This is a genomic window from Pseudomonas sp. IT-347P (assembly GCF_949768005.1).
In the GTDB taxonomy this organism is placed as follows: Bacteria; Pseudomonadota; Gammaproteobacteria; order Pseudomonadales; family Pseudomonadaceae; genus Aquipseudomonas.
The window spans coordinates 474,826-493,665 of record NZ_CATKPQ010000044.1 but is presented as its reverse complement, the minus strand read 5'-3'; the positions used below and the strand labels follow the sequence as shown (position 1 = coordinate 493,665).

Genomic DNA, 18,840 nt, shown 5'->3' with positions numbered 1-18,840 from the left:
CTTGCCGGCGCGGACCATCACGGCCCGCGCGCTTCGGGTTAGAGATCGTGGTGCAAATACGCCGCCTGTTTCGGCAGGCGCAGGCTGAACAGGAACGCGATCGCCATCATCACCGTCACGTACCAGTAGAAGGCGTTTTCCATGCCGATGTTTTTCAGGCTCAGGGCGACGAATTCCGCCGAGCCGCCGAAAATCGCATTGGCCACCGCATAGGCCAGACCGACGCCGAGGGCGCGGACTTCCGGCGGGAACATTTCGGCTTTCACCAAGCCACTGATCGAGGTGTAGAAACTGACAATCGCCAGCGCCACGGTGATCAATACAAAGGCGAGGAACGGGCTGCTGACGCTTTTCAGGCTCAACAGGATCGGCACGGTGAGCAACGTACCGAGGGCGCCGAACCAGAGCATCGAATTACGCCGGCCGATCTTGTCGGCGAGCATGCCGAACAGCGGCTGCATGCACATATACAGGAACAGCGCGCCGGTCATGATGTAGCTGGCGGTCTTGGCGTGCATGCCCGCAGTGTTCACCAGATATTTCTGCATGTAGGTAGTGAAGGTGTAGAAAATCAGCGAGCCACCGGCGGTGTAACCGAGCACGGTGATGAACGCGGCTTTGTGATCGCGGAACAGCGCGGCGATGCTGCCGGCGTCTTTGTGTTCGCGGGTTTCCTTGTTGGTGGTTTCTTTCAGGCTGCGACGCAGGAACAGCGAAATCAACGCCGCCACCGCACCGACCACAAACGGAATCCGCCAGCCGTAGGCACGCAGGTCTTCTTCGGTGAGGAATTGCTGCAAAACCACCACCAGCGACACGGCCAGCAGTTGCCCACCGATCAGGGTCACGTACTGGAACGAGGCAAAAAAACCGCGCTGGCCCTTGAGGGCGACTTCGCTCATGTAGGTGGCGGTGGTGCCGTACTCGCCGCCCACCGACAGGCCTTGCAACAGGCGCGCGAACAACAGCAGGACCGGCGCCCAGACACCGATGTCTTTGTACGTCGGCAGGCAGGCGATCAGCAAAGAGCCGAAGCACATCATCAGAATCGAAATGAGCATCGAATTCTTGCGCCCGTGCTTGTCGGCGACCCGGCCGAAAATCCAGCCGCCAATCGGACGCATCAGGAAGCCGGCAGCGAACACACCGGCGGTGTTGACCAGTTGCACCGTCGGGTTGTCGGAGGGGAAAAACGCCGGGGCGAAATAGATCGCGCAAAAGGCGTAGACGTAGAAGTCGAACCATTCGACGAGGTTGCCGGACGAGGCGCCGACAATGGCAAAGATACGCTTGCTGCGCTCTTCACCGGTGTAATGGGAGGTGGTGGTTGTCATTGTTTTTCACTCGATAGGGACAGTCACAGTCTAGACATACTTTGCAACAGTCCCGTTCCACAGTTCCATCTGCAACACAGTTCCCTTGTAGGAGTGAGCCTGCTCGCGATGGCGATGTGTCATTCAGACCATTTAAATCTGACACACCGTCATCGCGAGCAGGCTCACGCCTACAGGGATTGGGGTGTTCTTCAGTAATCGAAGAACACGGTCTCGGCGTCGGTGCCCTGCAGAATCACATTCCACTGGTAAACGCCGGATGCATCTTTTTTAGCCAGCAACGTACTCCGACGCTCAGCCGGCACACATTCGAGCAACGGATCATTAACGTTCGCCGGCTCACCCTCAAAATAAATCCGCGTCAGCAAGTGCTTCACCAAGCCACGGGCAAACACCAGCACCACCAGATGCGGCGCCTGGGTCGAGCCCTTCAGGCCTTCAACCGTACCCGGTTTGATCGTGGTGAAACGGAAACGCCCTTCCGCATCCACCGGCACCCTGCCGAAACCTTCGAAATGCGGATCGAGCGGTTTGTCCTGCTCGTCTTCAGGGTGGTCGTACTTGCCGGCGGCATTCGCCTGCCAGACTTCAAGCATGGCGTCGTTGACGACATCGCCGTTGCCGTCCACCACCTGCCCGGTGATTGCCACGCGCTCGCCGAGGGTTTGCTCAACGGTGAGGTTTTCGCGGTTCAGCCAGGTCAGACCGATGTGGTAATACGGCCCGACGGTGTGGGACGTGGTCGCTGTCAGCGTCATCTTATTTCTCCATCGGCGTGGCTTCACGCCCGCGCAGCACGATGTCCCAACGATAACCGAGGGCGTAGGACGGAATGGTTTTTTCCAGATCGAAACGGGCGATCAGGCGTTCCTTGGCCGAGGTGTCCGGCACGCAGTTGTAGATCGGGTCGTAGGCCAGCAGCGGATCGCCCGGGAAGTACATTTGCGTGACCAGACGCGTGAGGATGCTCGGCCCGAACAGCGAAAAGTGGATGTGCGCCGGACGCCAGGCGTTGTGGTGGTTGCCCCACGGGTAAGCGCCGGGCTTGATGGTCTGGAACTGATACCAGCCGTCGGCGTCGGTGACGGTGCGGCCGGTGCCGGTGAAGTTCGGGTCCAGCGGTGCGTCGTGCAGGTCGCGCTGGTGGTTGTAGCGACCGGCGGCGTTGGCCTGCCAGATCTCCACCAGAATTCCCGGCACCGGCAGACCGTTTTCGTCGAGCACGCGGCCGTGAATGATGATGCGTTCACCCTGTGGCTCGCCTTCATGCTGGGCGGTCAGGTCGTTATCGGTGTCGCCCACGCGTTCGGCGCCGATGGTCGGCCCGGTGATTTCCGACAGCGAATGCGGCAGAAATACCAACGGCTTGGACGGCGAGCGCAGGTTGGTGGATTGATACGTCGGGTGCAGGTACTCAGGCTGAGTGCCTGCCTGCGGACGACGGTAACCAGGCTTGTCAGACATGTCGCTTTCCTCTGTTCTTTTTCGTCACGGCTTGCGTCAGACGCGTTCGATGGCCAGGGCCAGACCTTGGCCGACACCGACGCACATGGTCGCCAGACCTTTCTTGCCGCCGGTCTTTTCCAACTGATGCAGCGCGGTCAGCACCAGACGCGCACCGCTCATGCCCAACGGGTGACCCAAGGCAATCGCGCCGCCATTCGGGTTGACCTGCGCAGCGTCGTCGGCCAGACCCAGTTCACGCAGCACTGCCAGGCCTTGGCTGGCAAACGCTTCGTTGAGTTCGATCACGTCGAAATCGCTGACCGCCACGCCCAGACGCTCGATCAGTTTGCGCACCGCCGGCACCGGGCCGATGCCCATCACACGCGGCGCGACACCGGCGCTGGCCATGCCGAGCACTTTGGCGCGGGCGGTCAGGCCGTGTTTTTTTACCGCTTCGGCGGACGCGAGAATCAGCGCAGCAGCACCGTCGTTGACCCCGGAGGCATTGCCGGCGGTGACGGTTTTGTCTGGACCGTTGACGGGTTTGAGTTTGGTCAGTGCTTCAAGCGTCGTATCGGCGCGTGGATGTTCGTCCTGGCTGACCACGGTTTCGCCCTTCTTGTGGGCAATCCGCACTTCGACGATTTCTTCCGCGAAATAGCCGGCAGCCTGTGCGGCGGCGGTGCGTTGCTGGCTGCGCAGAGCGAAAGCGTCCTGATCGGCGCGCGACACTTTATAGTCATCGGCGACGTTGTCGGCGGTCTGCGGCATCGCATCGACGCCGTATTGCGCCTTCATCAACGGGTTGATGAAGCGCCAGCCGATAGTAGTGTCTTCGAGTTTCATGTTGCGCGAAAACGCTGCATCAGCCTTGCCCATCACGAACGGCGCACGGGACATCGACTCGACGCCGCCGGCAATTGCCAGCTCCATCTCACCGCTGGCAATCGCACGGAATGCGGTGCCGATGGCGTCCATGCCCGAAGCGCAGAGGCGATTGAGGGTCACGCCCGGTACGGTTTCCGGCAGGCCGGCCAGCAGCAATGCCATGCGCGCGACGTTGCGGTTGTCTTCGCCAGCCTGGTTGGCGCAGCCGAGGAAGACTTCGTCGATGGCGTTCCAATCCACCGATGGATTGCGCTCCATCAGCGCCTTGATCGGCACCGCAGCCAGATCATCGGCGCGGACCGCAGACAAACCGCCGCCGAAACGGCCGATGGGCGTGCGAATCGCGTCACAGATATAAACGTCACGCATCATGCTTCTCCCGGTGCCTGGCCGTGGGCGGCGGCAGTGCGCGCTTCGAGATCGCGCAGCGCGGTCAGTTCGACTTCGGTCGGTTCAGCGGTGGTTTGCACATGCTCGGCAAACCGGATCGCCCAACCGGTGGCCGCGACCACTTGCTCACGGGTCACGCCCGGGTGCAATGCGGTGACCACAAATTCGTGGGTGCCCGCTTCCGGCTCCATGATGCACAGGTCGGTGATGATCCCGACCGGCCCGGCGCCCGGCAGACCCAGACGTTTGCGCGAATCGCCGCCCTCGCCATGACCGACCGAGGTGATGAAATCGAGTTTGTCGACAAACGAACGCGCCGACTGTTTAAGGATGATCAATACGCTTTTCGCCGAACCGGCAATCTCCGGCGCGCCACCGGCGCCCGGCAGACGGACTTTCGGCGAGAAGTAATCGCCGACCACGGTGGTGTTGATGTTGCCGAAACGGTCGACCTGCGCGGCGCCGAGAAAACCGACGTCGATGCGCCCACCCTGCAACCAGTAGCGAAAAATCTCACCGGTCGGTACCACGGTGTCAGCGGTTTCCGCCAACTCGCCGTCACCGATGGACAGTGGCAGCACGCTCGGTTTGGCGCCAATCGGGCCCGATTCGTAGATCAGCACCACGTCGGGCGACGAGGTCAGGCGTGCAAGGTTGGCGGCTTTCGACGGCAGGCCGATACCGACGAAGCACACCGAGCCGTTCTTCAGGCGACGGGCCGCCGCAACGGTCATCATTTCATTGGTGGTGTAAGTCATTACTTGGCCTCCGAAGCAGCGGCCAACTTGGCCTGGAACGCGCTGAAGTCAACGCAGCCATGGATGTATTCGTTGATCCACGCGGTAAACGTCTCACGGTCGCGGGCAATCGGATCCCACGCCTGATAGAAACGATTGTCACGCTCGGTGTAACCGTGGGCGTAGGACGGATGCGCACCACCGGGTACGTGGCAGACCGCGCTCAAGGCCCAGGTCGGCAGCACGCAGGCGTTCATCGGTGCCTTGAGATCGTCGACGATTTCTTCAACCGTGACGATGCAGCGTTTGGCGGCCAACGCGGCTTCTTTCTGCACACCGAGAATGCCCCACAGCAACACGTTGCCCTGGCGGTCGGCTTTCTGTGCGTGGATCACGGTCACGTCCGGGCGCACCGACGGCACCGCCGCCAATACTTCACCGGTGAACGGGCAAGTCACGGTTTTGATCAGCGGATTGACCTTCGGCAGATCGGAACCGGCGTAGGCGCGCAGCACCGCGAACGGCAGGCCGGATGCGCCGGCAACGTAGGCGTTGGCCAGGTCGGCGTGGCTGTGTTCTTCGATTTCCAGCGCATGCGGCCATTGCTTCTCCACCGCGTCACGCAGGCGGTGCAGCGAACCGACACCCGGGTTGCCGCCCCAGGAGAAAATCAGTTTGCGTGCGCAACCGGCGCCAATCAGTTGGTCGTAGATCAGGTCAGGCGTCATCCGCACCAGCGTCAGATCTTTCTTGCCCTGACGAATGATTTCATGACCCGCTGCCGTAGGGATCAGGTGAGTGAAGCCTTCGAGCGCGACGGTGTCACCATCGTTGACGAATTGCTTCACCGCGTCGTGCAGCGAAAGGATCTCAGCCATGGAGCGGGCTCCTGTTTTTGTAATGAATCGCCAGTGATAAAAAGGCGCGAGGTTTCAGCGCCGGAGTCACTGAAGATTAAGCCTGGGAAATGGGCCAAACAATCCGATAATCGACTGAGTGTTCGTTTATCGAACGGATTGTTATTTCCCTAACAATCCGATCAAAAGCTTCGCGAGCAAGCCCGCTCCCACATGGGAATGCATTTCAAATGTGGGAGCGGGCTTGCTCGCGAAGAGGTCTGTTGTATCAATGAAGATCTATAGACCTGACCTCAAGTCGCATCCGCATGACTCACCATGCCCTTGATAACCACCGCTGCGGTCGCCAGCCCCGCCGGAATCACCAACGCCGTCAGCACCTGCTCGAAATTCCAGCCCAGGCCCAACAATGTTGCGCCCATCCACGCGCCGAGAATCGCGCCGAAGCGGCCGATGCCCAGCATCCATGAAACACCGGTCGCCCGCCCTTGGGTCGGATAAAACCGCGCCGCCAGCGACGGCATCGCCGATTGCGCGCCGTTCACGCACATCCCCGCCACCAGCACCAGGGTGGCCAACAGCGTGATGTTGCCCAGGCTCTGCCCCACCGCGTAAGCAAACACCCCGGCCAGCAAGTAGAAAGTGCCGATGACCTTGTGCGGATTGAAGCGGTCCATCGCCCAGCCCACCGCGACCGCGCTCAACACCCCGCCGAACTGGAACAACGCGCCGATGAACGCGGCTTGCTCCATGCTTGCGCCGCTGTCGCGCATCAGCGTCGGCAGCCAACTGGTCAGCAGATAAACAATCACCAGGCCCATGAAATAGGTCAGCCACAGCAACAAGGTGCCGGTGCTATAAGTGCCGGAGAAGATCACCGCGAACACATTGCGCGCCTTGACGGTTTTCTGTTCTGGCACGCTGAAACTCGAAGCCTTGGCGACGGTTACCGGGTCAATCGGCGCCAGCGTTTTGCGAATCTTGTCGGTGCCACGGTTACGAACTACAAGGTAGCGCGCCGACTCCGGCAGCCAAAACAGCAGCACCACGGCGAGGATAAGCGGCAGGATCCCGCCGATCAGCAACAGGCTGTGCCAGCCGAATGCCGGAATCAGCTTGGCGGAAATGAACCCGCCACCGGCCATGCCGAGGTTGAAGCCGCAGAACATGCTGGTCACCAGCAGCGACTTCTTGCGCTCCGGGGTGTACTCCGAGAGCAGTGTGGTGGCGTTTGGCATCCCCGCCCCCAGCCCCAAACCGGTCAGGAAGCGCAGCACCAGCAGCTGTTCAACGTTGGTGCTGTACGCCGACGCCAGACTGAAGGCACCGAACAGCACCACTGCGCCAACGAGTACGACTTTTCGCCCGAAGCGGTCAGCCAATGGGCCGGAACCCAGCGCACCGAAGACCATGCCGATCAGCGCGGCACTCATCACCGGGCCGAGGCTGGCACGGTCGATGCCCCAGTCCTGCGATAACGCCGGAGCAATGAAGCCCATCGCGGCGGTGTCGAGGCCATCGAGAAAGACAATCAGGAAACACAGGATCACCACCCGCCACTGATAGCGCGAGATCGGTTGGGCATTGATGAAGGTCTGCACGTCGAGGCAGTTACCCACAGCGGACTGAGGCTGGTTCATTATTTTTATCCACGCAAAAAACGCAGTCGAACGGCGGCCGGCCAGAGAGCGGCACGGTCACAAGAATAGAAGGTCTGGATCAGGCGTTGCAGTCAATCCGGCAACAGCGGATGGGGCGGAGACAGTCGGGGAACGTGCGCATGGTGAGTTGCCTCTTGTCATTATTATGGGAGTCGACAGTCCGGCGGGCTCATTCACATCAGCGCCGGATGACGCTGCCGCGACATTAATGATCCGAGGGTTTTAGCGTCAATTCGATAAACGCAACACTGTGCGTTTATCGAACAGCTTCATCAGGCGAACAACTGCGCGCTGAGGTCACGACTGGCACTGAGCAGGCCCGGCAGAAAGCGCTGTTCCAGTTCGGTACGGCTGACGCGACCGGCGTGAGTACTGACATTGAGCGCCGCGACGACCTGGCCGGAAGCGTCGTAGACCGGCACGGCAATCGAACGCAGGCCCTGTTCCAGCTCCTGATCGACGATGCACCAGCCTTGCTGCCGCACTTCCTGCAGGCATTCGAGCAACGCGTCGGGGGTGTGAATCGTACGGCTGGTCTTGGCGACCAGTTCAGCGTGATCGAGGTATTCACGCAGCGACGTGTCATCGAGGGCTGCCAGCAGAATCCGCCCCATCGACGTGCAATAGGCCGGCAAGCGTCCGCCCACCGACAGGTCCACCGAAATCAGGCGCTGGGTGGTCGCCGAGCGGGCGATATAGAGAATGTCGTCGCCCTCGAGCGTGGCCATGTTGCAGGCTTCATGCAGTTGCTCGCTCATGCGGTCAAGGTACGGCTGAGCGGATACCGCCAGCGGCGTCGACGACAGATACGCGTGGCCAAGGGTCAGCACTTTGGGCAGCAATGAATAAGTGCGACCGTCCGTGGTGGCGTAGCCGAGTTTGATCAGCGTATGCAGACAACGACGTACAGCGGCGCGGGGAATTTCCGTGCGATGGCTGATCTGGGCAATGGTCAGGTGGCGCTTGCGTTCCTGAAACGCCTGCACCACCGCCAGCCCTCGGGCCAGCGAGGTCATGAAGTCCGGGTCACCGGTCAGCGCCTGAATGCGCTTGGCCGGCGAGGCGACGATCGGCGGCGCCACGGAGGTGAAGGAGTTGCGCATTTGATCGTTCATTTTTTGTCCTGTTATCCGGCACGGATCAATGGGCTATACAAGCGGCTCGCCGACCAATGCACAAGGGTCGCGCCTGCAAGATTGGGCGATTATCGAACCAGCGACCGATAATCGCAATCAGCTGCGGCGGTTGCCTCAAACCTTTTCCGGGCTTGTTCAACTTGCGCCGTTATCTGGAATCAGCGCTTTAGTTGTTCGACTAAATGGCGCCAAAAACAGATCACCCGTCAAACAATGACCAACACGCACTTCAACTAGTAACAAAAGTTGCGAGTCACAAAACAATCACACATTCGGAACCGTTTTTAACTTGGCAAAGATAGTCATTCCTGAATCGACCGCTATAATGCACCTCAGTGGCTACCCGTTTTCAATTGCCGAGGTCGCCACTCGCTGCGGCGATGCCCATCGCCAACAGCCCGGCCAGCGCCTGACGCGCATCACTCATGCAACGCCTGCGCTCGCTGAAACAGGAAACTGATGCTGCGTCAGTTTTTATCTGGTGCCGTAGCCGCCTGTAACACGGAAGTCTTGATCGTCCCACCGTTTGCGCCAACGCCTGTCCGGGCGTTGAACTCGCGGTGGCTCCGTTCAATCGATTTGTTGCAGTGCGTTTCACCAGACACTTAACTCAACTCATACAGGTAGCACTGTGACGAAAGACGAACTGCGCGCGGAACTTGAGCGCCAGGAACAACGTTACAAGGAAGTTTACGGCGGGGAAGTCACCACCTACGCCGCTCAGCCCGAACCGGAACGCAAAGCATGGCGTAAACGCCCTACCGTTCAGGATCAGGTCTTCAAGCAAGAAATTGAAAAGATCGAAAAGGAACTCAAAGCCGAAGAGCCGTGAGCGACGATTTCCGGACTTTTTGAAGGGTTGCGTCCACACCGGTTACAAGCGCGGTGGAACGACGATGCCTTGCGCGCCCGCTACCCGCGGGCAGCGGCCATTACCCGGTCTGGCTGACTGAGGACGGGCGTCCTACAGGTTTCACAGATATTTCAGACAAGCGTTTGAGGCCCCTCCGCGCTGGTAAAATCGCTTGGCAAAAACGAATTTTATCAATTAAATCAACGAGTTGAAAAACCATGCGTGACGCTGGGTTTTCATGCGCTGCAACAAATTAAATCGAAGAAGTGTGTAACCGATGAGCAGGTAGGGGATCGATTTCCAGTCTTTTCTGGCATAATCGCGCCCCCTTACGACCGGGTCAGAAAACCTTCATGATCGATTTATTCAGCGGACTGGATGCTTGGGTGCTTGTGAGCCTCTTGCTCGCCCTGACGTTTGTCCTCGCCTTCGAGTTCATCAATGGATTTCATGACACCGCTAACGCGGTAGCCACTGTTATCTACACCAAAGCCATGCCGCCTCACCTGGCGGTGTTCTTTTCCGGTGTGTTCAATTTCCTCGGCGTGCTGCTGGGCGGCGTTGGCGTGGCGTATGCCATTGTCCATTTGCTGCCGGTTGAGCTGCTGATCAATGTGAACACCGGCCATGGCCTGGCGATGGTGTTCTCGTTGCTCGCCGCGGCAATCGCCTGGAACCTGGGCACCTGGTACTTCGGTATCCCGGCTTCCAGCTCGCACACCCTGATCGGCTCGATCCTCGGTGTCGGCCTGGCCAACGCCCTGATCAACGACATCCCGTTGGCCGATGGCGTGAACTGGCAGAAAGCGATCGACATCGGCGCCTCGCTGGTGTTCTCGCCGATGGCCGGCTTTCTGATCGCCGCGCTGGTCCTGATCGGCCTGAAATGGTGGCGTCCGCTGTCGAAGATGCACAAGACACCGGAACAGCGCCGCAAGATCGACGACAAGAAGCATCCACCGTTCTGGAACCGTCTGGTCCTGGTGATCTCGGCCATGGCCGTGAGCTTCGTGCACGGCTCCAACGATGGCCAGAAAGGCATCGGCCTGATCATGCTGGTGCTGATCGGTATCGTCCCTGCACAGTTCGTCCTCGACCTGAACAGCACCACCTACCAGATCGAACGCACCCGCGACGCGACCCTGCACTTGAGCCAGTTCTACCAGCGCAATGCCGATTCGCTGGGTGAGTTCCTGGCCCTGGGCAAAAGCGTGGAAGGCGACCTGCCGGAGAAATTCCGCTGCAACCCGCAGCAGACCGAACCGACCATCAGCGCCCTGCTGCACACGCTTAAAGGCGTTGCGGACTACCACTCGCTGTCGTCGGAAAGCCGCATCGAAGTGCGTCGCTACCTGCTCTGCCTGGACGACACCGCGAAGAAGGTTGGCAAGCTGCCTGGCCTGGAAGCCCGTGAAAAGGCTGACCTCGACAAGCTGCGCAAAGACCTGACCACTACCACCGAATACGCCCCGTTCTGGGTGATTCTGGCGGTTGCACTGGCTTTGGGTCTGGGCACCATGGTTGGCTGGAAACGCGTGGTACTGACCATTGGCGAGAAGATCGGCAAGCAAGGCATGACCTATTCCCAGGGCATGTCGGCGCAAATCACCACCGCGAGCCTGATCGGTATGGCCAACATCTTCAGCCTTCCGGTGTCGACCACTCACGTGCTGTCCTCGGGTGTGGCTGGCACCATGGTCGCTAACAAAAGCGGCCTGCAAGGCGGCACGGTGAAGACAATTCTGCTGGCTTGGGTATTGACCTTGCCGGCGACTGTGGCGCTGTCGGCCGGGTTGTTCTGGCTGGCGTCGAAGGCGTTGGGTAGCTGATAGATAGCGGCACATGAGAAAGGCGCGATTCGAGAGGATCGCGCCTTTTTTTTGTTCTTGGGGGATTGGGGTTTTGAGTATTTGAGATTGGGGGCATATCCGTTGCTGCGGGTGCTGCCGCTGGCGGTTTCGCTCTTACAGCGAGTCCCTTTTTCAAACGCCAAAAAGGAACCAAAAGGCTTTGCCCCTGGCGTACGGCACTTCGCTGAGGCTCAGTGTTCCCTCGCTACGGTGTCCATCCGGGGGCATCGCCTACGGTTTGCTTCGCTGCACCTCCTCTCGATGAATGCGGCTTCGCCGCACGGCGCTGCGCGCCTCCCCCCGGATGAACACATCCGCTCGGCCTGCCGATGGGGCAAAAGATCAAAAGCCAGATCAAAAGCCCCTCACCCTAACCCTCTCCCAGAGGGAGAGGGGACTGACCGAGGTGTTTGGCAGAGCTACGCCGACGTGAAACCGAGTCGAATGCAGATTCTGAAAGCCCACAAATCGGCGCCCTCTCCCTCGGCATAGGGCTGGGGCGAGGGGAAAACCCAACACAAATCCAAAGCCAAACACGCTGTGCTCCTCACCACTCAACAGGATGAGCGCAAGCTCGGCTGCCGCTCTTGATTTTGATCCTCGGGCGACGTCGGAAGGCTGAGTGGAGGGATTGATCCGGGCGTGGGAGCGCAGCGACCGTTTGGCGCAGCCAAACACAGCGAGAGGAGGTGCAGCGAAGCAAACCGGAGACGCTGCGCCCGGATCGATCCCGCAGCGAAGGAACCCCGAGCCCCAGCGAGCGGGCCGCACGTAGGAGCAAGCGTTTTTGGTTACTTTTGAGGCGTTTGTCAAAAGTGACCCGCCGTAAGGGCGGAACCCTAATCAGCAACACCCGCAACAACGGATATACACCCAAAACCCCAAGAACATGGTCGGCCCAAAAGCCGCCAAGACAAAAAAAAGGGGCAACCGAAGTCGCCCCAAAATGCCTTGCGTGCCCATCAATCCAGAAGAACTTACTTGCGCCGCTTATGCGCATCCTTCCAGATAAAAAATCCAAACCCTGCAAAAAACAGAACCATGAGACCTACCGTCAAAACCCCGGCAAACACCACGTTATCGAAAAACATGACTGGCCTCCTGGCCCTGCTCTGCTGCGATGGAACTAAGTTACCAAACACACAGGCGCACAAATTGACCGGGATCAATACCAGCAACGAAGGGGAGTAAAGGAGGGAAATTAAATGACCTGCATCAACGGATGCAGGGGGAGATCAGCGCTTTTTCGGCTTGTTTTTCGACTTTTTCTTAGGCTTTCCTAACGGCATCGCCTGTTCGAACGCCTGACGCACCTCGTTCAGGCGCTTCTCGTTGAGGTCGTGCACGCGTTTGGCGCGTTCAGTGCTGAGGTCAATCAGTTTGTCGTCTTGGCTCATGGCATCAGTACATCACTTGAAAGAATCACAACTGCCACATCACCGGCAGGACTGCGCCAATAATGCAGCCTGGCGCCGACACTGACCAGCCATTGCCAGCGACGGCCGATAACAATTGATGTACCCAACGACCGTTTTCCCCGCAGAATCTGCGCTTTGCACCAGAGCCGAGGAGGATTGCCGTGCCCTTGCATCAGGATCTGCCACCGCTGATGGCCTTGCGCGTCTTCGAGGCTGTGGCCCGCCACTTGAGCTTTATCAAGGCCGCCGATGAGTTGTCGGTGACGCAAAGTGCGATCAGCCATCAGGTGCACAAACTGGAAGCGTTTCTTGAGCAACCGTTGTTTGTCCGACGCACCCGAGCGATCGACCTGACGCCCGCCGGCGAGGCCTACTATCGCCAGATCGAACCGGCACTCGCCGCCATCGCCGCCGCCAGTCGCGACTTGCGCGGCAATCAACGCCCAACCTTGCGAATCGGCCTGCTGGCGTCGTTCGCCACCTTGTGGCTGGCATCGCGACTCAGCGAGTTTCGGGCCAAATACCCGGACATCCATGTCGAACTGATCCCCGCCGTGCAATTGGCCGACGTCAAGGGTGGCGAGGTTGACTTGGCCATTCGCTACGGCAAGGGCCATTGGCCGGACGTGCAAGCCCGGCGCTTCATGACTGAAACCCTGACACCGGTGTGCAGCCCGGCCTTCAAGCGTCAGGGCGTGGAAAACGGCCCCTTGCTGATGGCCAAATCGCTGCAACCGTTCGAATGGACTGACTGGAGCCAGCACAGTGGCATCGATCTGGCTCAAGTGCCGAGCGTCATGCTCCACGACTACAACATCGTGGTCGAATCCGCCGTCGCCGGTCAGGGCATCGCCATGGGCCGGCAATGCCTGATCGCTCGCCGACTCAAGGAAGGCTCCTTGGTGCCGGCTTTTGATACCGCACCGCTGCGCGGTGAGATCGGCTATTGGCTGGTGACGCCGGACCGGCCCTTGTCCGCAACGGCAGTGTGTTTCAGCCAATGGCTGGATGAAGCCGCAGACGCATGAGCGATTTCGATTCATCGGATTAAATATATCCGTTTGTCGCCCTGCCCTCGCTTCAACATGCTGAGGCCTTCATTCAGGAGGTCTCACCATGAGCGAATCTCTCAGCCAGCGTATCGAACAACTCGGGTTGCGCCTGCCCACGCCGAGCCAACCCATCGCCAACTACATCAACCACGTCGTTACGCAGAACCTGCTGTATATATCCGGACAGATCCCGCTGATCGACGGCAAACCGGCTTTTATTGGCCGTCTGGGCGAAACGATTGCCGAAGAGCAAGGCGTCAACGCCGCCGAACTCGCTGCACTGGGTTTGCTCGCGCAATTGAGCGATGCGCTGGGCGATGACCTGTCGAAGCTGGTACGTACTGTGCGTCTCGGCGTATTTGTTGCCGCGTCGGCTGACTTTCAGCGACAGGGCGTCGTGGCCAATGGCGCATCGAACCTGCTGGTCAACGCGCTGGGCGACAAGGGCCGTCATGTCCGCACCGCCGTCGGCGTCTCCAGCCTGCCAGCGGGTGTGGCGGTAGAGGTCGAGGCGATTTTCGAGCTCAAGCCGTGAACAGCGAGGACGTCGAAAGCCTGCGAGCTGCCACGCCCGGTTGTGCGCGGATCATTCATTTCAACCACGCCGGTTCTTCACTACCGAGTCAGACAACCCTTGATGCAATCGTCGAGCAACTGCAACGCGAAGCACTCGGCGGGCCGATGGAGGCTGCCGATCTGCAAATTCAGCAGAGAGCACGTAACGCCGCCGCCCAAATGCTCAATGCTGAAACCGAGAGCATCGCCTTCACCAGCAGCGGCTCGGCCGCGTGGAGTCAGGCGTTCAATGCGCTGGGGCCGTGGCAGGCGGGTGAGCGGATTCTGGTCGGGCGCCATGAGTGGGCCGGCAATCTGGCGTGCATCGCTGAAGCGGTAAAGGCCGGCGCACGCCTGGAGGTGATTCCCTGTGATGCCCACGGCGCGGTCGATCCGCAGGCACTGGCGCAAATGATCGATCGCAACGTGCGGCTGATCGCGTTGACCTGGCTGCCCGCCAACGGTGGCCTGATCAATCCCGCCGCACAGATCGGTCAGGTCGCGCAACGACACGACATCCCCTACTTCATCGATGCCGGTCAGGCCTTGGGGCAGTTGCCCTGCGATGTCCAGACCTTGCACTGCGATGTGCTCAAAGGCGCGGGCCGCAAATACCTTCGCGGCCCGCGAGGCACCGCGCTGCTGTATGTGCGGCCGGGCTTCATGCAACGTTTGCTGCCGGTGCAGCGCGATGTGCTGTCGGCACCGTGGGACGGCCAGCGCTTTACCCTGCGCGACGACGCCCGACGTTTCGAAACCAGTGAAGTGTCATTGGCGCTGCTGGCCGGACTGGCCAATGCGCTGGAGGAATACAACCGCCTCGGCGCGCAGACAATTCGTCGGCGAATCGAGCACTTGAGCCGCACGCTACGCCAACGTTTACAGAATATTCGCGGATTGGCGTTGCAGGATCTCGGCCGCGAACATCAGCAGTCCGGGCTGATCGCCTTTACGCTGGAGGGCTGGGATTGTCTGGCGTTGAAGCAGGCGCTGGCGGCGCGCGGGATCAACATTGGCGCCAATGGCGTGGCCTATACACCGCTGGATATGCAGGCGCGAGGGTTTGAGAGCATCGCGCGGATTTCTCTGAGTTATCTGAACACCGAGGCAGAAATCGACGTACTCCTGACCGCGCTGAGCGAACTCGCCGCTCAACCTCAGATCTCGATATCGACCCACAAACCCTGACGCGGCTGATCTTCCATCAGCGGCACCACCGGCACGGTGTTGTCGGCATTCAGCTCGGTGCCGGGCACGGCCAGGTGTTCTTCGGGGTCTTCGTCGGCTTCGCGGCGGCGCCGATCACGCTCCTGCTGACGACGCTGTTCTTCGCGCGCCAGCAAGCGATCCTCTTCCGGATCGCGCTTTTGCAGATCGATCGTGCTTTCGTTGGAGCTTTCCTGCACCGGCACCACCGGCGGGATGTCCGGTCGCTGGCGGATCGGATCCTGCTGGGAAGTGATCGGCACAGCGCTCAGGGGGAGCATCGGTGGCAACATATAAAGGGTCTCCTGTCAGCAGGCTATCGGCTGCGGCAAAGGTGCCTTGAGCCATCCGTCGTAAATCTGTGACGCACTTGGCACCCTGCAGGAGCTGCCGCAGGCTGCGATCTTTATCAGACAGCTCAAACCTCAAGGGTTCTCGACGATCAAAAGATCGCAGCCTGCGACAGCTCCTACGCCAGTAATCTTTGGCCCTGAAGCCCTCATTCCGTTAAGATAGCCCGCTTTTTCAAGGTGGGAGTCAGGCAGCATGGCGCAGCAGTATCAACCGGGGCAACGCTGGATCAGTGACAGCGAAGCAGAGCTTGGTTTAGGCACCGTTCTGGCACAGGACGGCCGCTTGTTGACCGTGCTTTACCCGGCCACTGGCGAAACCCGCCAGTACGCGCTACGGAATGCGCCCCTGACCCGCGTGCGGTTCTCACCGGGTGACAGCATTACCCACTTCGAAGGCTGGAAGATGACCGTGCAGCAAGTCGACGACGTTGACGGGCTGATGGTCTATCACGGCCTCAACGGGCAGAACGAAGCCGTCACCCTGCCGGAAACCCAGCTGTCGAACTTTATCCAGTTCCGTCTGGCCAGCGACCGTCTGTTCGCCGGGCAGATCGACCCGCTGGCGTGGTTCTCGCTGCGTTACAACACCCTCGAACACACCAGCCGCCAGTTGCAATCGTCGCTCTGGGGCCTGGGTGGCGTTCGCGCTCAGCCAATCGCGCATCAACTGCACATTGCCCGTGAAGTCGCCGACCGTATCGCCCCGCGCGTTCTGCTGGCGGACGAAGTAGGTCTGGGTAAAACCATCGAAGCCGGTCTGGTGATCCATCGCCAACTGCTCTCGGGCCGCGCCAACCGCGTGCTGATCCTCGTTCCGGAAAACCTCCAGCACCAGTGGCTGGTGGAGATGCGCCGCCGTTTCAACCTGCAAGTCGCGCTGTTCGACGAAGAACGCTTCATCGAAAGCGATGCCACCAACCCGTTCGAAGACACTCAACTGGCGCTGGTTGCGCTGGAGTGGCTGGTCGACGACGAGAAAGCCCAGGACGCACTGTTCGCCGCCGGTTGGGATTTGCTGGTGGTCGACGAAGCCCACCACCTGGTCTGGCACGAAGACAAGGCCAGCCCGGAATACTCGCTGGTCGAGCAACTTGCCGAAGTCATCCCGGGCGTGCTGCTGCTCACCGCCACCCCGGAACAACTCGGTCAGGACAGCCACTTCGCCCGTCTGCGCCTGCTTGATCCGAACCGTTTCCATGACCTGGCCGCCTTCCGCGCCGAGAGCGAAAACTATCGCCCGGTGGCCGAAGCCGTGCAGGAATTGCTCGACAAGGGCCGTCTCTCGACCGAAGCGCACAAGACCATTCACGGTTTCCTCGGCAACGAAGGCGAAGCGCTGCTGACCGCAGTCAACGATGGCGACACTGAAGCCAGCGCGCGCCTGGTGCGTGAACTGCTCGATCGCCACGGCACCGGCCGCGTGCTGTTCCGTAACACCCGCGCCGCGGTACAGGGTTTCCCCGAGCGCAAACTGCACCCGTATCCGCTGCCGTGCCCGGACGAATACCTCGAACTGCCGCTGGGCGAACACGCCGAGCTGTACCCGGAAGTCAGCTTCCAGGCCCAGCCGGACGCCAGCGAAGAAGAGCGCTGGTGGAAATTCGACCCGCGTGTCGAGTGGCTGATTGATCAGCTGAAAATGCTCAAGCGCACCAAAGTGCTGGTGATCTGCGCCCACGCCGAAACCGCGATGGACCTGGAAGACGCCCTGCGCGTGCGTTCCGGCATCCCCGCCACGGTGTTCCATGAAGGCATGAACATCCTTGAGCGTGACCGCGCCGCCGCTTACTTCGCCGATGAAGAGTTCGGCGCGCAAGTGCTGATCTGCTCGGAAATCGGCAGTGAAGGTCGCAACTTCCAGTTCGCTCACCACCTGGTGCTGTTCGATCTGCCGTCGCACCCGGATCTGCTCGAACAGCGTATCGGTCGTCTCGACCGGATCGGCCAGAAGCACATCATCGAACTGCACGTGCCGTATTTGGAAACCAGCCCGCAAGAGCGCCTGTTCCAGTGGTACCACGAAGCGCTGAACGCGTTCCTCAACACCTGCCCGACCGGCAACGCCTTGCAGCATCAGTTCGGCCCGCGCCTGCTGCCGCTGCTCGAAGAAGCCGACGACAGCGAGTGGCAAGCACTGATCGATGAAGCGCGTACTGAACGCGAGCGTCTGGAAGCCGAGCTGCACACCGGCCGCGACCGTCTGCTGGAACTCAACTCCGGCGGTGCCGGCGAAGGTGAAGCGCTGGTCGAGGCAATTCTTGAGCAAGACGATCAGTTCGCCCTGCCGATCTACATGGAAACCCTGTTCGACGCGTTCGGCATCGACAGCGAAGACCACTCGGAAAACGCCCTGATCCTCAAGCCGAGCGAGAAGATGCTCGACGCCAGCTTCCCGTTGGGCGACGACGAAGGCGTGACCATCACCTACGACCGCAACCAGGCGCTGTCGCGCGAAGACATGCAGTTCATCACCTGGGAACACCCGATGGTGCAGGGCGGCATGGATCTGGTGCTGTCCGGCTCGATGGGCAATACCGCCGTCGCGCTGATCAAGAACAAGGCGCTGAAACCGGGCACCGTGCTGCTGGAACTGCTCTACGTCAGCGAAGTGGTCGCGCCACGTTCGCTGCAACTGGGCCGTTACCTGCCGCCAGCCGCGCTGCGCTGCCTGCTCGACGCCAACGGCAATGACCTGTCGCCACGGGTCTCGTTTGAAACCCTGAACGATCAGCTGGAAAGCGTGCCGCGTGCCAGCGCCAACAAGTTCATCCAGGCCCAGCGCGATCAGCTGACGCCACGGATCAACGCCGGTGAAGACAAGATCGCCCCACGTCACGCCGAGCGCGTGGCCGAGGCCCGCCGCCGTCTGGCGGCCGACACCGATGAAGAACTGGCGCGCCTGACCGCATTGCAAGCGGTCAACCCGACCGTGCGTGACAGCGAACTGGAAGCGCTGCGCACGCAACGTGAGCAGGGTCTGGCGATGCTGGATAAAGCGGCGTTGCGTCTGGAAGCGATTCGGGTGCTGGTAGCGGGTTAAGCCGCCCTGCTCCACCGCCAAAAACAAAAAGGCCCGCAGTGATGCGGGCCTTTTTGTTTGCCTA

At 60.4% G+C, this 18,840-nt stretch carries 17 protein-coding genes; 6 read left to right on the top strand and 11 right to left on the bottom strand.

Annotated features, from left to right (window positions below; all coding sequences use genetic code 11):
- Positions 1–38 precede the first annotated feature (38 nt).
- The 8 genes from ACM6IV_RS18585 to pcaR form a co-directional block, all read right to left on the bottom strand.
- On the bottom strand, positions 39–1,334 hold the full coding sequence (locus ACM6IV_RS18585) for an MFS family transporter (protein WP_414871104.1): 1,296 nt from the start codon (positions 1,332–1,334) through the stop codon (positions 39–41).
- A gap of 191 nt (positions 1,335–1,525) precedes the next feature.
- A complete protein-coding gene (gene pcaG, locus ACM6IV_RS18580; RefSeq protein WP_414871103.1) occupies positions 1,526–2,092 on the bottom strand; it encodes a protocatechuate 3,4-dioxygenase subunit alpha in 567 nt (188 codons plus the stop codon).
- Position 2,093: 1 nt separating this feature from the next.
- On the bottom strand, positions 2,094–2,798 hold the full coding sequence (gene pcaH, locus ACM6IV_RS18575; RefSeq protein WP_414871102.1) for a protocatechuate 3,4-dioxygenase subunit beta: 705 nt from the start codon (positions 2,796–2,798) through the stop codon (positions 2,094–2,096).
- A gap of 36 nt (positions 2,799–2,834) precedes the next feature.
- Entirely contained in the window at positions 2,835–4,040 is a 1,206-nt protein-coding gene (pcaF, locus tag ACM6IV_RS18570) for a 3-oxoadipyl-CoA thiolase (RefSeq protein ID WP_414871101.1), read from the bottom strand.
- On the bottom strand, positions 4,037–4,816 hold the full coding sequence (locus ACM6IV_RS18565) for a CoA-transferase subunit beta (protein WP_414871100.1): 780 nt from the start codon (positions 4,814–4,816) through the stop codon (positions 4,037–4,039). The genes pcaF and ACM6IV_RS18565 overlap by 4 nt, the downstream gene beginning before the upstream one ends.
- On the bottom strand, positions 4,816–5,673 hold the full coding sequence (locus tag ACM6IV_RS18560; protein WP_414871099.1) for a CoA transferase subunit A: 858 nt from the start codon (positions 5,671–5,673) through the stop codon (positions 4,816–4,818). The genes ACM6IV_RS18565 and ACM6IV_RS18560 overlap by 1 nt, the downstream gene beginning before the upstream one ends.
- 272 nt (positions 5,674–5,945) lie before the next feature.
- A complete protein-coding gene (locus ACM6IV_RS18555) occupies positions 5,946–7,292 on the bottom strand; it encodes an MFS transporter (protein ID WP_414871098.1) in 1,347 nt (448 codons plus the stop codon).
- A 293-nt stretch (positions 7,293–7,585) separates the two neighbouring features.
- Positions 7,586–8,428: a pca regulon transcriptional regulator PcaR gene (pcaR, locus tag ACM6IV_RS18550; RefSeq protein ID WP_007917109.1), complete on the bottom strand. Its 843-nt coding sequence runs from the start codon at positions 8,426–8,428 to the stop codon at positions 7,586–7,588.
- Between the two features lie 652 nt (positions 8,429–9,080).
- On the opposite strand from pcaR, the gene ACM6IV_RS18545 reads away from it, so the two are divergent.
- On the top strand, positions 9,081–9,281 hold the full coding sequence (locus tag ACM6IV_RS18545) for a hypothetical protein (protein WP_008080067.1): 201 nt from the start codon (positions 9,081–9,083) through the stop codon (positions 9,279–9,281).
- 374 nt (positions 9,282–9,655) lie between these two features.
- Positions 9,656–11,131 (top strand): inorganic phosphate transporter, encoded by a 1,476-nt coding sequence (locus tag ACM6IV_RS18540; RefSeq protein ID WP_414871097.1) that lies wholly within the window; start codon positions 9,656–9,658, stop codon positions 11,129–11,131.
- Positions 11,132–12,129: 998 nt separating this feature from the next.
- On the opposite strand, the gene ccoM is transcribed toward ACM6IV_RS18540, so the two are convergent.
- Together ccoM and ACM6IV_RS18530 are read right to left on the bottom strand one after the other, a co-directional pair.
- Positions 12,130–12,243, bottom strand: coding sequence for a cytochrome c oxidase subunit CcoM (ccoM, locus tag ACM6IV_RS18535; protein WP_016771346.1), 114 nt, complete (start codon positions 12,241–12,243; stop codon positions 12,130–12,132).
- 144 nt (positions 12,244–12,387) lie between these two features.
- Positions 12,388–12,549 (bottom strand): hypothetical protein, encoded by a 162-nt coding sequence (locus tag ACM6IV_RS18530; protein ID WP_096819493.1) that lies wholly within the window; start codon positions 12,547–12,549, stop codon positions 12,388–12,390.
- A gap of 182 nt (positions 12,550–12,731) precedes the next feature.
- On the opposite strand from ACM6IV_RS18530, the gene ACM6IV_RS18525 reads away from it, so the two are divergent.
- The 3 genes from ACM6IV_RS18525 to ACM6IV_RS18515 all read left to right on the top strand — a co-directional run bounded on the left by ACM6IV_RS18525 (position 12,732) and on the right by ACM6IV_RS18515 (position 15,365).
- Positions 12,732–13,598, top strand: coding sequence for a LysR substrate-binding domain-containing protein (locus ACM6IV_RS18525; RefSeq protein WP_414871096.1), 867 nt, complete (start codon positions 12,732–12,734; stop codon positions 13,596–13,598).
- An 88-nt stretch (positions 13,599–13,686) separates the two neighbouring features.
- The gene (locus ACM6IV_RS18520; RefSeq protein WP_414871095.1) at positions 13,687–14,157 is read left to right on the top strand and encodes a RidA family protein; all 471 of its coding nucleotides are present in this window, start codon (positions 13,687–13,689) and stop codon (positions 14,155–14,157) included.
- Positions 14,154–15,365: an aminotransferase class V-fold PLP-dependent enzyme gene (locus tag ACM6IV_RS18515; protein WP_414871094.1), complete on the top strand. Its 1,212-nt coding sequence runs from the start codon at positions 14,154–14,156 to the stop codon at positions 15,363–15,365. Before ACM6IV_RS18520 ends, ACM6IV_RS18515 begins: the two co-directional genes overlap by 4 nt.
- On the opposite strand, the gene ACM6IV_RS18510 is transcribed toward ACM6IV_RS18515, so the two are convergent.
- The gene (locus ACM6IV_RS18510) at positions 15,335–15,676 is read right to left on the bottom strand and encodes a hypothetical protein (RefSeq protein WP_003222394.1); all 342 of its coding nucleotides are present in this window, start codon (positions 15,674–15,676) and stop codon (positions 15,335–15,337) included. The two genes, ACM6IV_RS18515 and ACM6IV_RS18510, sit on opposite strands and share 31 nt — an antisense overlap.
- A gap of 253 nt (positions 15,677–15,929) precedes the next feature.
- Here ACM6IV_RS18510 and rapA point away from each other — a divergent pair, with 253 nt between their 5' ends.
- Positions 15,930–18,776: an RNA polymerase-associated protein RapA gene (gene rapA / locus ACM6IV_RS18505; RefSeq protein WP_414871093.1), complete on the top strand. Its 2,847-nt coding sequence runs from the start codon at positions 15,930–15,932 to the stop codon at positions 18,774–18,776.
- Positions 18,777–18,840: the final 64 nt, after the last annotated feature.

Excerpts from the sequence above, each read along its gene's own strand:
- ACM6IV_RS18585 (WP_414871104.1), bottom strand. The coding sequence starts at position 1,334 with ATGACAACCACCACCTCCCATTACACCGGTGAAGAGCGCAGCAAGCGT.
- pcaG (WP_414871103.1), bottom strand. The coding sequence starts at position 2,092 with ATGACGCTGACAGCGACCACGTCCCACACCGTCGGGCCGTATTACCAC.
- pcaH (WP_414871102.1), bottom strand. The coding sequence starts at position 2,798 with ATGTCTGACAAGCCTGGTTACCGTCGTCCGCAGGCAGGCACTCAGCCT.
- pcaF (WP_414871101.1), bottom strand. The coding sequence starts at position 4,040 with ATGATGCGTGACGTTTATATCTGTGACGCGATTCGCACGCCCATCGGC.
- ACM6IV_RS18565 (WP_414871100.1), bottom strand. The coding sequence starts at position 4,816 with ATGACTTACACCACCAATGAAATGATGACCGTTGCGGCGGCCCGTCGC.
- ACM6IV_RS18560 (WP_414871099.1), bottom strand. The coding sequence starts at position 5,673 with ATGGCTGAGATCCTTTCGCTGCACGACGCGGTGAAGCAATTCGTCAAC.
- ACM6IV_RS18555 (WP_414871098.1), bottom strand. The coding sequence starts at position 7,292 with ATGAACCAGCCTCAGTCCGCTGTGGGTAACTGCCTCGACGTGCAGACC.
- pcaR (WP_007917109.1), bottom strand. The coding sequence starts at position 8,428 with ATGAACGATCAAATGCGCAACTCCTTCACCTCCGTGGCGCCGCCGATC.
- ACM6IV_RS18540 (WP_414871097.1), top strand. The coding sequence starts at position 9,656 with ATGATCGATTTATTCAGCGGACTGGATGCTTGGGTGCTTGTGAGCCTC.
- ccoM (WP_016771346.1), bottom strand. The coding sequence starts at position 12,243 with ATGTTTTTCGATAACGTGGTGTTTGCCGGGGTTTTGACGGTAGGTCTC.
- ACM6IV_RS18530 (WP_096819493.1), bottom strand. The coding sequence starts at position 12,549 with ATGAGCCAAGACGACAAACTGATTGACCTCAGCACTGAACGCGCCAAA.
- ACM6IV_RS18520 (WP_414871095.1), top strand. The coding sequence starts at position 13,687 with ATGAGCGAATCTCTCAGCCAGCGTATCGAACAACTCGGGTTGCGCCTG.
- ACM6IV_RS18510 (WP_003222394.1), bottom strand. The coding sequence starts at position 15,676 with ATGTTGCCACCGATGCTCCCCCTGAGCGCTGTGCCGATCACTTCCCAG.
- rapA (WP_414871093.1), top strand. The coding sequence starts at position 15,930 with ATGGCGCAGCAGTATCAACCGGGGCAACGCTGGATCAGTGACAGCGAA.